The following is a 12,124-nucleotide window of genomic DNA, read 5'->3' as shown; positions in this document are numbered from 1 at the left end:
GAGGGACCACCCATGTATGCATTTGACATTGAACGGCCCACCACCATCGCCGATGCCGTCGCCGCCCTTGGCGCGGAGGACGCGCAGGCGCTGGGCGGCGGGCAGACCCTGATCCCGACGCTGAAACAACGGCTGGCGATGCCGTCGAAGCTGGTCAGCCTGACGGCCATCCCCGAAATGAAAGGGGTCTGCGTGGCGGATGACGGGGCGCTGTGTATCGGCGGCGGCACCACCCACGCCACGGTTGCCGCGCAGGCAACGCAGTATCCGGCGCTGGCTGCCCTTGCGGGTGGCATCGGCGATCCGGCGGTGCGCAACCGGGGCACCATTGGCGGCAGCCTAGCCAACAATGACCCGGCGGCCTGCTACCCGGCGGCGGCGTTGGCGTCAGGCGCGACCATCGTCACCAATGCCCGGCAGATCGCGGCGGATGACTTCTTTCAGGGGCTGTTCACCACCGCCCTCGATGAGGGTGAGATCATCACCGAGGTTCGCTTTCCCGTTCCCGAACGGGCGGCCTATATGAAGTTCCAGCAGCCCGCGTCGCGGTTTGCGCTGACCGGTGTGTTCGTCGCGAAATACGCGGACGGCGTTCGGGTGGCCGTGACAGGCGCGTCCGAGGGCGGCGTGTTCCGCTGGACCGAGGCAGAGGCGGCGCTCTCGGCCGATTTCTCGGCCGATGCGGTGGCCGGGCTGTCAGTTGCGGCTGACGGCATGATGGGCGATGTCCACGGCACACCGGACTACCGGGCGCATCTGGTCAAGGTGATGACCAAGCGGGCGGTCGCCGCCGCCTGACCCCCGGGCCGATCGACATGGGGCCGTGCGGATCGCCCGCGCGGCCCTTTTCATTTGCGCTCTACCGGGGGCTTCCGGTATCGCGGCAGCTATGACCCATGACGCCGAAATCGACGCCCGTGACCTGCTGTGCCCGCTGCCGGTTCTGAAGGCCCGCAAGGGGCTGGAACGCCTGCAACCGGGGCAGGTTCTGCGGGTGCTGGCGACGGACCCGGTGGCCGTGGTGGACATGCCGCATTTCTGCGGGCAGGCCGGGCACGAGTATCTGGGCATGACCGAGGAAGACGATGCGCAGGTGCATCTGATCCGGCGGGGTATCCCCTAAGCCGGATCGAAAGACCGGCAAATCGCCAGATTGGCCACGCGCCACCCGCGGTCGGCTAGGGTTGAAGCGGCACCGAAACACCTCGCTGAAACCCGTTCTCCAGTGCCCTGATATGGCCGACCCCCAATGTCCAGCCTTCATCCAGCAGGATGTCGCGCGGCACTTCGGGCCGCATCATCGCGGGTAATGCACCGGCCCGCGCCGCCCCAAGGAACGCGCGCGCCATGACCTGCACCTGCGCCGCATCCGCGACCATCCCCCCGGCGACCAACGGTCGGACCTGCTCCATCAGGTGGCTGGCGTAGACCTCTGCCAGAACGACCGTGGCGCCGGCCCAATCCTCGAACGGCCAGACAGCGACACCGGGCAGGCGGCGCAGCCGCGCCAGCATCGGAATGCCGGTCAGGGATTGCGCCCCAACCGCCCCGGCCCCGGCCAATTGCCAGATCGGTTTCGGGGACAGCCCCTTGATCCTTCCGCGCAGGTCGGTTTCCCGGTGCTCGGCCAACCCTGGCGGCAGGGCGGGCTTGCGGCGCGGCAGGCCCGGCACCTCCGCCTTGGCGCCATTTCCCCAGAACGGCCCATCCCCCGGCAGGGTCGCGTTGATCGCCGCCGCGACCGCGCGATAGTTGGTCTGGTTCCGGTCTGTGTCAGTCACGCGTGCCCCCAACCAATCCCATAGGGCCAGCGCCCTCGCGCTGCCCGTCAGATGGCGGGCCAACCCAGACGGAGCCCCAAAGTTGAAGTCGAACCCGATCAGCAAGCGGACCCCATCGGCACGACTCTCCGCGATCAGGTGCGCGAGGGTCTGTTCGGCCCCGATCCGGGTCGGGATATTGGTGGCGGTTACGCCCTTGTGGTCCGCCACCCCGATCCAGATCGAATCCTTGCCCCGCTTCGGCACGCCCGCCGCCGACCAATCGACGATGGCCACGCGGTCGGGGGTCACAGGCCCAGCTCTGCCGCGATGAAGCCCGCGATACCGCTTGTGTCGTCCAGATCGAACCGGGGCAGGGCGGTTGCAACGCCACTGTCACTTGCCACGGCACGGATCGTCGGGTTTTCCGGCGACAAGAGCGGTTGCCCCGTCGCGGCCCGGTAGCATTCGATCTTTGAATGGGGGGCAGCCTTGTAGCCCTCGATCAGAACCAGATCGACCGGCGACAGTTTGGCCAAAAGCGCGTCCAGCGGCGGTTCCGACGCCCCGCGCAGCTCTCCCATCAAGGCCCATCGGTAGGGGGAGGCAACGATCACCTCCGCCGCGCCCGCCGTGCGGTGCCGGAAACTGTCGCGGCCCGGATGGTCGATGTCGATCTCGTGGTGGGCGTGCTTGACCGTTGATACCCGCAGCCCCTGCGCGGTGAACTGCGCGACGAGCCGTTCGACAAGGCCGGTCTTGCCCGAATTCTTGCGGCCCGTGATCCCATAGACTTTCATCGCTGGATCATCCTTTCGGCATGGGCCAGATCTTCGGGCTTGTTGATGTTGAAAAACGGGTCCGGGTCGGCGGCGGGGAAGGGGACAGTCACCGCGCCCAGCCGGTCCGCGACCAGCCGGACCTTGCGCTCGCCCGTCTTCAGCAAGGTGCGCAGCCCGTCCCGGGCAGAAGTCGGCCAATAACCAAAGGTTGGATGTAGGTTGCCCTCTGCATCGGCTGCAAGGGCGACCCCGTCGCCCACCAGCCGCAGATCAAGATCGGACGGAAGAAAGGGGCTATCGGCAGCGGCGGTCAGGATGCCGTCAAACCCCTTCTCCCTTGCCCAGTCCAGCCCGGCCAGAACCCCCGCCAGCGGGCCCGCGAACCCGTCGATCGGGTCGGGCAGAACCGGCAGGTCGAACGCCGCGAATCGCGCCGCATCGCCATTCGCATTGATTGCCAGCGCCGCGCATTGCGGGGCCAGCCGGTCCGCCACATGCGCCAGAAGCGCACGTCCAGCCAGCGTCAGAAGACCCTTGTCGGCGCCGCCCATCCGGGTGCCTCGCCCGCCCGCAAGGATCACCCCGCCGACCCGCAGATTGCTGTCATTTCCCAAGGGGGACATCCTGTCGCTTTGCCAGTCCTTGCACATACTGTAAGCCGAAGGGACAGGTTGCAAGGGGACCGGCCATGCGGTTGGGCGTCATCAGGATCGAGGCGACAGCGGACGGGGCCGACCCGTTGCTAGCCGCTGTGGCCGACAGGCTGGGCGCGCGGGGGATTTCCGTCGCGGGCGCGGTGCAGGTGAATACGCCGGGCGCGGACACGGCGCATCGGGACATGGACCTGACCCTTTTGCCCGGTGGTGGCCGGGTACGGATCAGCCAGAACCTTGGGCCGGGGGCCAGTGGATGCAGGCTCGACCCCGCCGGTCTGGCCGAGGCGGTGGCCTATGTCGAGGGGCAGATCGCCACGAGGCCGGGGCTGATCGTGGTCAACAAATTCGGCAAGGAAGAGGCGGAGGGGCGCGGCTTTCGCCCTTTGATCGGCGCGGCACTGGCCGAGGGTATCCCGGTGCTGACCGCTGTGGCGGATGAAAACCGGCCCGCCTTTGACGATTTCGCGCAGGGGCTGGCGGAGGACCTATTGCCTGATAGCGACGCGCTGATGGATTGGGCCACGGCCGGGGGCAGGACCAACTAGGGCGACCCTGCGCGGGCTTTGTTGCCTAGACGGTATGCAGATACAGGTCGTAATCCACGTTCGAAATCGTCCGCTGCACCCGCGCATATTCGGCGGCCTTCACGGCGGTGAAGGTGCGGTGCATCTGTTCGCCCAAGGCATCCTTCAGAAATTCCGATCCCTGCGCTGCCCGGATTGCCTCGGCCCAGTCGCGGGGCATGGGCAAATCGCTGCCTTCTTCGTAGCCGTTGCCGGTGGTTTCGGGGCCGGGGTCAATCCGTTCGGCCAGCCCCTTGCGGATGCCCGCAAGCACGGTCGCGGCAACAAGATAGGGGTTGGCATCCACCCCCGATGGGCGGTGTTCGATCCGGCGGGCGGATTTGGATCCGGCGGGAATGCGTAGCGCGACCGAGCGGTTGTTCACCCCCCAGGTCGTCGACACCGGCGCGTAGCTTTGCGACGAAAACCGGCGCCAGCTGTTGCCATGTGGGGCGAAGACCAGCATCGATTCCCCCATTGTCTGCCGCAGGCCGCCGATGGCGTGGCGGATCGTGTCGGTCCAAGCCCCTTCGACCTCTTCGACAAAGACATTCTTGCCCGCATCGTCCAGCAGGCTGACGTGGAAATGCATGCCGGACCCGGCGTAATCCTCGTTCGGCTTGGCCATGAAGCAGGCGGTGACGCCATGCGCCCGGGCCTGTGCCCGCACGATCCGTTTCAGCCGGATCAGGTCGTCGGCGGCCTGCATCACGTCCTTGCGGTAATTCAGGGTCAGTTCGTATTGCCCCGGCGCATATTCCGAAATCGCGGTTTCGGCCGTGATCCCGGCCTTTTCGGCCCCCGCGTAGATATCGGAAAACAGCGGCCACATGCCGTGCAGGTGGTCGACGGAATAAACCTCGGTCTTGCGGCTGCCCTGGCGTCCGTCCAGAACGTCGCCCGCGGGACGGGGGCGGCCATCGGCATCGGGCTCATTGGCCAGCAGGAAGAATTCGAGTTCGAACGCACCCGCAGGGTGCAGGCCCTCGTCCGCCATCGCCGCCACCTGCCGGGCCAGTGCATGGCGCGGGTCGGACGTCATCGGCGTGCCGTCCAGTTCATAAAGTGACATCAGAACCTCGGCCCGGGGCGGATTGGTTCCATGCAGCGGGACCAGCGTGCCGGGGATGGGCCATGCCCGCAGGTCGCCATCGCCCTGATCCCAGATCAGCCCGGTTTCGTGTACGTCCTCGCCCACGATATCCAGACCAAGGATCGAAATCGGCATGTGGCGGCCCGAGGTATAGAGGCTTTCAAGTTCGTGCCGCCGGATGATCTTGCCCCGCGCGATCCCGTTGCTGTCGGTCAGGATCAGGTCCACCGCTTCGATCTCGGGGTGGGCGTCCAGAAAGGTCTGGGCTTCGGTCAAGGTGGCGCCAGAGGGGCAGGTCATCGGTCAGTCTTTCATCAATTGGTCCACCACATCGGCGAATGCGGCGATCAGCCGGTCGATCTGCGCAGCCGTGGTGACGGGGGAGATTAGCATCATGTTGTGGAAGGGCGCGATCAGGCAACCCCGGTTCAGAAGGCCCATGTGCAGCGCGGCCTCGAGCCGTGGCTGATGGGCGGCGGCAGCCTCGGTCCCGTTGCGCAGGGGACCGGGGGCGCAGATGAATTCCACCCGCGCGCCCACCCGGACAACATGCCAGGGCAGCCCATGCGCCGCGATCACCCGCGACAGACCCCGGTCGAGGCGCGCCGCACCCCGTTCCATCCGGGCGTAATTGGCGGGGGTCATGACCTCGGCCAGGTTGGCGGACAGGCAGGCGAATTGCATCGGGTTGGCCGACAGGGTCGTGCCCATGCCGCTGTGGCCGGGTGCGCGGGCCGCGTTCGCCTTTGCATAGCGATCGGCCATTGCGGGTGTCAGCCCCCAGACGGCGGTCGGCATCCCGCCCGCCACGCATTTGCCCGCGACAAAGATATCCGGGCGCAGCCCGTGCACACGGGTATATCCGCCCCAACCGCTGGAAATCGTATGGGTTTCGTCGATGATCAGCACCGCGCCATAGCGGTCGGCCAGTTCGCGCAGACCGGCATGGAACTCCGGGTTCGGCAGCACCATGCAGGAATTGGTCATCACCGGTTCGGTCAGGATCGCGGCGATGTCGCCGGACTTGAGCGCGTCCTCCACCCCGGCAAGGTCGTTGAATTCGCAGGCCACGGCCTTGGCGGTCAGGTCTTCGACCTGCCCCATCAGGCCGGGGCGGGTCATGGTTTGCCCGTCCCGCAGCTCGACCATCGCGTCGTCCACGGTGCCGTGGTAGCAGCCGTTGAACACCAGAACCTTGGACCTGCCCGTCACCGCGCGGGCGACCCGCAAGGCAAAGCGGTTGGCATCAGTGGCCGTCAGGGCGATCTGCCAGCGCATGTCGCCAAAGGTCTCTGACAACAGACGCGCGGCCTCATATGCGGCCTCGGTCGGCAGCATGTAGGTCAGGCCGCGCCCCGCCTGCGCCCGGATTGCGCGGGCAACCGGGGCGGGGGAATGGCCAAACATCGACCCGGTGTCGCCTAGGCAGAAATCATCCAGCTGATTGCCGTCGATATCGGTCAGCCGCGCGCCCTTTGCCACCTCGACAAGCATCGGCACGGGCTGTGGCCAGTCGGTCATCCAATGCATCGGCACCCGGTCAAGGAACCCGCCCGCCCCAGCCGCATGGGCAGCCTGCGTTTTGGGCCGCGCGGCAAGATAGGCCTGCGTTTCGGTCCGGGCAAAGCTGTCGATCCGGTCCTGAGCGAGCCCTGCGATTTGGGTCATGTCAGATGCGTCCCAGATAGGTGCGGTATTCCACGGGCGGGATGATGCGGGTCAGTTGTGCCGCCTCGTCCGTTTTTACCGCGCATAACACGCTGTGGAATTCGGCCCCCCAGATGTCGCGGGCGATGGGTGAGGCGCGGAAGGCGGCGATCGTGTCGAGCCAGTCGTGGGACAGCGGCGGCTTGTCCGAAACCTCACCCGCGCCAAGCGGGGCAGGGGGCACCAACCCCTGTTCGATCCCATGCAGCATGCCGCCCAGAATGCCGGTCAGCGCCAGGTAGGGGTTCACATCCGCGCCGCAGATCCGGTGTTCCAGACGCGCGGCCTTGCCCGCTGTTTCGGGCAGGCGCACGGCGACGCCCCGGTGGTCGATCCCCCAGTCGGGGCTGGTCGGGGCAAAGCTGTTGGGCTGGAACCGGCGGTAGGAATTTAGGTGCGGGGCAAAGACCAGTTGCAGGTCGCGCATGGTGGCCAGAACGCCCGCAACCGCATGGCCCAGCATGTCGCACACACCTTCAGAGGCGGCAAACACATTGTCGCCCGCATCGTTCAGCACCGACACATGCGCATGCATCCCATTGCCGGGATGATCGGCATAGGGTTTGGCCATGAACGTGGCCTCCAGCCCATGCGACCCGACCACACCCGCAACCAACCGCCGGAACAGCACCGCCATATCGGCGGCGGCCAGCACATCGGCGGTGTGCAGGAAATTGATCTCGAACTGGCCGGGGCCGTATTCGGCGGTCAGCGTATCGGTCGGCAGCCCCTGCGCCTGCGCGGCGGCGATGATTTCCGCCATCATCTCTTCCGCGCGGTCCAATGCGCCCATGTCATAGTTGCGCGCCCGGCCAAGGCCCGAGGGCGGTTCGGGCGCGTCGGTGGTTTCCTCGCGCGGGCGGCAGACGTAGAATTCCAACTCGGTCGCGACGACCGGATGCAGGCCCCGCGCCGCGAAACGGCCGAGCATGTGCGCAAGGTGTCCACGGGCCGATAGGGCAGACGGCGCGCCCGTGTCATCCACCATCTCGACCAGCATCTGCGCGACGTTTCCGTCCGACCAAGGCACCGGCAGCAACGTGCCGGGAATGGGCAAAAGCACCCCGTCCGGGTCGCCTTTCACGCTGCCAAGGCCGCTGTCATCCACCTCTTCCCCGAAGATGTTTGGCGCATAGGTGGATTCCGGCAGGCGCAGCCCGCCCTTGGCCAGTTTCCCAGCCTCGGTCCCCGGAAGCCATTTGCCGCGCGGGATGCAGTTGATGTCGGGCAGGATCGCCTCGATCCGGTCCGGGGTGCCGTGGGCCGCGACATGGGCGGCCCATTCGGCGTCGAAGGTGGTCATGCGGCGGCGGCCTTTTGTTCGTCCTTCTGGCGCTGCACCACCGCCCGTTTGTTCATGAAGGCGGCGATCAGAACCCCCACAGTCACGATCCCAATCATGATGGTGGACAGGGCGTTGATTTCCGGGCTGACACCCAGACGCACCGCGGACCAGATCTTGATCGGCAGGGTGGTGGACGACGGGCCGGACACGAAGGACGCGATCACAAGGTCATCCAGCGACAGGGTAAAGGCCAGAAGCCAGCCCGAGATGACCGCAGGCGCGATGATCGGCAGGGTGACCGATTTGAACGCATCGAATGGGGTGCAGCCCAAGTCCAGCGCCGCCTCTTCCAACGATCTGTCAAAGGACACCAGACGCGACGACACCACGACCGAGACATAGCACATCGAAAAGGTCGTATGGGCCAGAACGATGGTGGTCACGCTGCGGTCCAGCCCCACCGCGATGAACAGCAGAAGCAGCGACAGGCCGGTGATGACCTCTGGCATGACCAGCGGCGCGTAGATCGCTCCGGAAAACAGGGTCCGGCCATAGAACTTGCCGCCCCGGACCAGAACATAGGCCGCCATCGTCCCGAGGATCGTTGCCAGCGTCGACGACATCAGCCCGACCTTCAGCGTCACCAATGCGGCATCCAGAAAGGCTTCGTTCTTGACCAACTCGCCATACCATTTGGTCGAAAACCCGCCCCAGACGGCCACGTTGCGGCCGCCGTTGAAGCTGTAGACGACCAGCAGGATCATCGGGATGTAAAGGAAGGCAAACCCAAGCGTGAGCGAGGTCGCGTTGAACCAGCTGAACCGTCTCATTGGTCTGCCTCCGCCTGACGTTCCTGGTTTTTCTGGAACAGGATGATGGGGATGATCAGGATCAGCAGCAGGATGATCGCCACGGCGCTGGCCACCGGCCAGTCACGGTTGGAACTGAATTCTTCCCACAGGACCTTGCCGATCATCAGCGTCCCCGACCCGCCCAGAAGCGAGGGGATGACGAATTCCCCTAGCGCGGGAATGAAGACAAGGAAGCAGCCCGCGATAATGCCCGGCCGGGACATGGGCGCGGTCACCAGCCAAAAGGCCGAGGTGCGGGTGCAGCCCAGATCCTCGGCAGCTTCCAAGAGCGACACGTCCAGTTTGTCCAGCGTCGCGTAGATCGGCAGGATCATGAAGGGCAGGTAGGTGTAAACGATGCCGATATAGACCGCGACGTTGGTATTCAGGATTGTCAGCGGGTCGTCGATGATCCCAAGCCACAGCAGGGCCCCGTTCAGAAATCCCTCTTTGCCAAGGATGCCCATCCACGAATAGACGCGGATCAGGAACGAGGTCCAGAAGGGCAGGATCACCAGCATCATCAGGGTGGCACGCCATTCTTCCGGGGCGCGGGCCATGCCATAGGCGATGGGAAACCCGACCGACAAGGTAATCAGCGTGGCGATGATCGCAATCTGAAGGCTGGACAGGTAGGCCTTCCAGTACAGGTCATCGGTGGTCAGGAACTTGAAGGTTTCGAAATCCAGCTTCGAAAAGAAATCCGAGATCGACGCCCAGCCGCCGAAGATATCCAGCGTCGGCGTGTAGGGCGGGATCGACACCGCGTAGTCCGACAGGGAAATCTTCAGGACGATCAGAAACGGCGCGAGGAAGAACAGCACAAGCCAGAGGTAGGGAACCCCGATCAGTGAAAAACGGCGCAGGTTCATTGGATGATCCCCCTACCGCGTCAGGACGAGGCCAGCGGTGTCGGTCCACGACAGCCACACTTCGTCCTCCCAAGTGAAATCGCGGCGCGCCAAGCGGCGCGAATTGGTCATCTGTGCCGAGATCAGCTGCCCGCTGTCCAGCCGAACGTGGTAGGTCGAGATATTGCCAAGATAGCCGATATCCTCGATCTTTCCTTTCACCGCGTTGGTCCGGGTCGGGTCGGGTTCGTTGCCGACAACGATCTTTTCGGGCCGGATCGCAAAGGTGACGCGGGTGCCAAGCACACCGCTTTCGGGGGTGGCCGCCTTGATCGGGGCCGCGCCTTCGGCATAGCTGACCTCGCAGGTGCCTTCGTTGACGGCGGTCACGGTGCCTTCGATCAGGTTCACATCGCCGATGAAGTCGGCGACATAGACCGAATTCGGGTATTCATAGATATCCGCCGGGGTCGCGACCTGGATCAGTTGCCCGTGGTCCATGACGGCAACGCGGCTGGCCACCGTCATCGCCTCTTCCTGATCGTGGGTCACGATTACGAAAGTAGTGCCGGTCTTTTCCTGAATATCCATCAGCTCGAACTGGGTTTCCGTGCGCAGCTTCTTGTCCAGCGCGCCAAGCGGTTCATCCAGCAGTAGAAGTTTCGGGGCCTTGGCAAGCGACCGGGCCAGCGCCACGCGCTGGCGCTGGCCGCCGGAAATCTGGTGCGGCTTGCGGCGGGCGAATTTCTCCAGCCGGGTCAGGCGCAGCATTTCTTCGACACGGGGGCCGATTTCGTCCTTGGGCATGGCCGAACGGCGCAGCCCAAAGGCGATGTTGTCCCAGACCGATAGATGCGGAAACAGCGCGTAAGATTGGAACATCATGTTCACCGGGCGCTTGTTCGGCGGCACGGCGGCAATGTCCTCTCCGCCCAGACGGATTGTTCCTTCGGTCGGGGTTTCGAACCCGGCCAGCATCCGCATCAGCGTAGTTTTGCCGCAACCCGACGGGCCAAGCAGGGCAAAGAACTCTTTCTCGTAGATCGCAAGGTTCAGATCGTCGATCGCGGTGAAGGTTCCGAACCGTTTGGTCACATTGGAAAATTCGATCAGCGGTTTCTGGGTGTCGTCCAGCCAGGGGGCAAAGACGTTCTGTTTTTTCGCGGGCTGGGCCATGGAACTCTCGGGTCCGGAGGAATGAAAAGCCCCGCGCCGGAACCGGCACGGGGCGCTGTCGGTCAGGTCGGATCAGGTGCCCGACTTGATCCGGGTCCACAGGCGGGTGACAACCCGCTGCACGCCTGCGTCATAGGGCGTTGTGGTGAACAGTTTGCCCAGCGTTTCGGCGTCCGGGTAAACGGCCGGGTATTCAAGGATCTCCGGATCGATGAATTCCTGCGCGGCCTCGTTGCCGCTGGCATACCAGACATAGTTGGTGGCGGCGGCAGAGTTGTGGGCGTCCATGATGAAGTTGATGAACACATGGGCCGCGTCCGGGTTCGGCGCATCGGCCGGGATCGCCATCTGGTCAAACCACATCTGTGCGCCTTCCACCGGGATCGAATAGTCGATCTCGTGGCCGTTCTCGGCCTCGGAGGCCGCATATTGCGCCTGGAACACGTCGCCGGACCAGCCGACGGCCACGCAAATCTCGCCATTGGCCAACGCGGTGATGTATTCCGAGCTGTGGAACTTGCGGATGTAGGGGCGTACCGCCGCATAGACCTCTTCGGCCTTGGCGATCACGTCCGGGTCGTGGCTGTTCGGGTCTTCGCCGATATACAGCAGCGCTGCCGGGATCATCTCGGCCGGGGCGTCAAGGAAGTAGACGCCGCAATCCGCCAGCTTTTCCATGTTGGCCGGATCGAAGACCAGCGACCAGCTGTCCAGCGGCGCGTCTTCGCCAAGCGCTTCCTGTACCATGCCGATGTTATAGCCGATGCCGGTGGTGCCCCACATGTAGTTGACCGAATAGGCGTTGTTGGGGTCGTACTGTGCGGTGCGTTCCTCGATCACGTCCCACATGTTGCCAAGGTTCGGCAGCTTTGCGGGGTCCAGCGGCTGGAACGCGCCCGCTTCGATCTGGCGCTGAAGGAAGGTGCCCGAGGGAACCACCACGTCATAGCCTGACCCGCCGGCCAGCATTTTCGTTTCCAGAAGTTCATTGCTGTCGAAGACGTCGTAGATCAGGTCGATCCCGGTTTCTTCTTCGAATTTGGTCAGCAGCTCTTCGTCGATGTAGTCGGACCAGTTGTAGACGCGCACCTCTTCCGCGGTGGTCGCGCCAGCGACAGCGGCAAGGGCCGCGGCCATCGGCAGCCATGTCATCTTCATTTTGGGTCTCCCTGGTGATCTTTGTGAGTGGTTTCTTGGCGTCCTGCCGGTAAATTTGATCAAACGTTGTCTGTTTGGCAACATTTATCTTCGGATCATCCGGAAATCATCGGGCCATGACCGCAGGAGATTTGCAAGGGGGGAACCCGAAAACTGCTGCGAGGCCGGGGGCTTATGCCAAGAGCGCCCGGAAATCGCGCGTTGTGTTCAAATAATTGATAGATGGCGTCCACGCCCCCGGC

At 64.6% G+C, this 12,124-nt stretch carries 13 protein-coding genes; 3 read left to right on the top strand and 10 right to left on the bottom strand.

Features of this window, described 5'->3' with window-relative positions; genetic code table 11:
* The first annotated feature begins 12 nt into the window (after positions 1-12).
* Both U3648_RS05710 and U3648_RS05705 read left to right on the top strand, forming a co-directional pair.
* Positions 13-798: an FAD binding domain-containing protein gene (locus U3648_RS05710; RefSeq protein WP_420858280.1), complete on the top strand. Its 786-nt coding sequence runs from the start codon at positions 13-15 to the stop codon at positions 796-798.
* Between the two features lie 91 nt (positions 799-889).
* Positions 890-1,123: a sulfurtransferase TusA family protein gene (locus tag U3648_RS05705; RefSeq protein WP_420858279.1), complete on the top strand. Its 234-nt coding sequence runs from the start codon at positions 890-892 to the stop codon at positions 1,121-1,123.
* Between the two features lie 55 nt (positions 1,124-1,178).
* Here the strand turns inward: U3648_RS05705 and U3648_RS05700 are convergent, their stop codons facing one another.
* From U3648_RS05700 to mobA, 3 genes are read right to left on the bottom strand one after another with little or no spacing between them, the layout of a single operon-like run.
* Positions 1,179-2,072 (bottom strand): molybdopterin guanine dinucleotide synthesis, encoded by an 894-nt coding sequence (locus U3648_RS05700; protein ID WP_420858278.1) that lies wholly within the window; start codon positions 2,070-2,072, stop codon positions 1,179-1,181.
* Positions 2,069-2,560: a molybdopterin-guanine dinucleotide biosynthesis protein B gene (mobB, locus tag U3648_RS05695; protein WP_420858277.1), complete on the bottom strand. Its 492-nt coding sequence runs from the start codon at positions 2,558-2,560 to the stop codon at positions 2,069-2,071. Before mobB ends, U3648_RS05700 begins: the two co-directional genes overlap by 4 nt.
* Positions 2,557-3,165, bottom strand: a complete 609-nt coding sequence (gene mobA, locus U3648_RS05690; protein WP_420858276.1) for a molybdenum cofactor guanylyltransferase MobA — start codon at positions 3,163-3,165, stop codon at positions 2,557-2,559. Before mobA ends, mobB begins: the two co-directional genes overlap by 4 nt.
* A gap of 65 nt (positions 3,166-3,230) precedes the next feature.
* Between mobA and U3648_RS05685 the strand changes: the two genes are divergently transcribed.
* Entirely contained in the window at positions 3,231-3,743 is a 513-nt protein-coding gene (locus U3648_RS05685) for a DUF2478 domain-containing protein (RefSeq protein ID WP_420858275.1), read from the top strand.
* A gap of 25 nt (positions 3,744-3,768) precedes the next feature.
* Here U3648_RS05685 and U3648_RS05680 read toward each other — a convergent pair whose 3' ends face one another.
* The 7 genes from U3648_RS05680 to U3648_RS05650 form a co-directional block, all read right to left on the bottom strand.
* Positions 3,769-5,154, bottom strand: a complete 1,386-nt coding sequence (locus U3648_RS05680; RefSeq protein WP_420858274.1) for a glutamine synthetase family protein — start codon at positions 5,152-5,154, stop codon at positions 3,769-3,771.
* 3 nt (positions 5,155-5,157) lie between these two features.
* Positions 5,158-6,522 (bottom strand): aspartate aminotransferase family protein, encoded by a 1,365-nt coding sequence (locus U3648_RS05675; RefSeq protein ID WP_420858273.1) that lies wholly within the window; start codon positions 6,520-6,522, stop codon positions 5,158-5,160.
* Position 6,523: 1 nt separating this feature from the next.
* On the bottom strand, positions 6,524-7,864 hold the full coding sequence (locus U3648_RS05670) for a glutamine synthetase family protein (RefSeq protein ID WP_420858272.1): 1,341 nt from the start codon (positions 7,862-7,864) through the stop codon (positions 6,524-6,526).
* Positions 7,861-8,676, bottom strand: a complete 816-nt coding sequence (locus U3648_RS05665; RefSeq protein WP_420858271.1) for an ABC transporter permease — start codon at positions 8,674-8,676, stop codon at positions 7,861-7,863. Before U3648_RS05665 ends, U3648_RS05670 begins: the two co-directional genes overlap by 4 nt.
* On the bottom strand, positions 8,673-9,569 hold the full coding sequence (locus U3648_RS05660) for an ABC transporter permease subunit (RefSeq protein ID WP_420858270.1): 897 nt from the start codon (positions 9,567-9,569) through the stop codon (positions 8,673-8,675). Before U3648_RS05660 ends, U3648_RS05665 begins: the two co-directional genes overlap by 4 nt.
* A 12-nt stretch (positions 9,570-9,581) precedes the next feature.
* The gene (locus U3648_RS05655; protein WP_420858269.1) at positions 9,582-10,724 is read right to left on the bottom strand and encodes an ABC transporter ATP-binding protein; all 1,143 of its coding nucleotides are present in this window, start codon (positions 10,722-10,724) and stop codon (positions 9,582-9,584) included.
* Positions 10,725-10,796: 72 nt separating this feature from the next.
* On the bottom strand, positions 10,797-11,882 hold the full coding sequence (locus U3648_RS05650) for a polyamine ABC transporter substrate-binding protein (RefSeq protein WP_420858268.1): 1,086 nt from the start codon (positions 11,880-11,882) through the stop codon (positions 10,797-10,799).
* Positions 11,883-12,124: the final 242 nt, after the last annotated feature.

The organism is Marivivens marinus, assembly GCF_035969385.1.
GTDB lineage: Bacteria > Pseudomonadota > Alphaproteobacteria > Rhodobacterales > Rhodobacteraceae > SELP01.
The sequence above is the reverse complement of the archived record's forward strand: the minus strand, read 5'-3'. Positions and strand labels throughout refer to the sequence as shown.

Excerpts from the sequence above, each read along its gene's own strand:
- U3648_RS05710 (WP_420858280.1), top strand. The coding sequence starts at position 13 with ATGTATGCATTTGACATTGAACGGCCCACCACCATCGCCGATGCCGTC.
- U3648_RS05705 (WP_420858279.1), top strand. The coding sequence starts at position 890 with ATGACCCATGACGCCGAAATCGACGCCCGTGACCTGCTGTGCCCGCTG.
- mobB (WP_420858277.1), bottom strand. The coding sequence starts at position 2,560 with ATGAAAGTCTATGGGATCACGGGCCGCAAGAATTCGGGCAAGACCGGC.
- mobA (WP_420858276.1), bottom strand. The coding sequence starts at position 3,165 with ATGTCCCCCTTGGGAAATGACAGCAATCTGCGGGTCGGCGGGGTGATC.
- U3648_RS05685 (WP_420858275.1), top strand. The coding sequence starts at position 3,231 with ATGCGGTTGGGCGTCATCAGGATCGAGGCGACAGCGGACGGGGCCGAC.
- U3648_RS05680 (WP_420858274.1), bottom strand. The coding sequence starts at position 5,154 with ATGACCTGCCCCTCTGGCGCCACCTTGACCGAAGCCCAGACCTTTCTG.
- U3648_RS05675 (WP_420858273.1), bottom strand. The coding sequence starts at position 6,522 with ATGACCCAAATCGCAGGGCTCGCTCAGGACCGGATCGACAGCTTTGCC.
- U3648_RS05670 (WP_420858272.1), bottom strand. The coding sequence starts at position 7,864 with ATGACCACCTTCGACGCCGAATGGGCCGCCCATGTCGCGGCCCACGGC.
- U3648_RS05665 (WP_420858271.1), bottom strand. The coding sequence starts at position 8,676 with ATGAGACGGTTCAGCTGGTTCAACGCGACCTCGCTCACGCTTGGGTTT.
- U3648_RS05660 (WP_420858270.1), bottom strand. The coding sequence starts at position 9,569 with ATGAACCTGCGCCGTTTTTCACTGATCGGGGTTCCCTACCTCTGGCTT.
- U3648_RS05655 (WP_420858269.1), bottom strand. The coding sequence starts at position 10,724 with ATGGCCCAGCCCGCGAAAAAACAGAACGTCTTTGCCCCCTGGCTGGAC.
- U3648_RS05650 (WP_420858268.1), bottom strand. The coding sequence starts at position 11,882 with ATGAAGATGACATGGCTGCCGATGGCCGCGGCCCTTGCCGCTGTCGCT.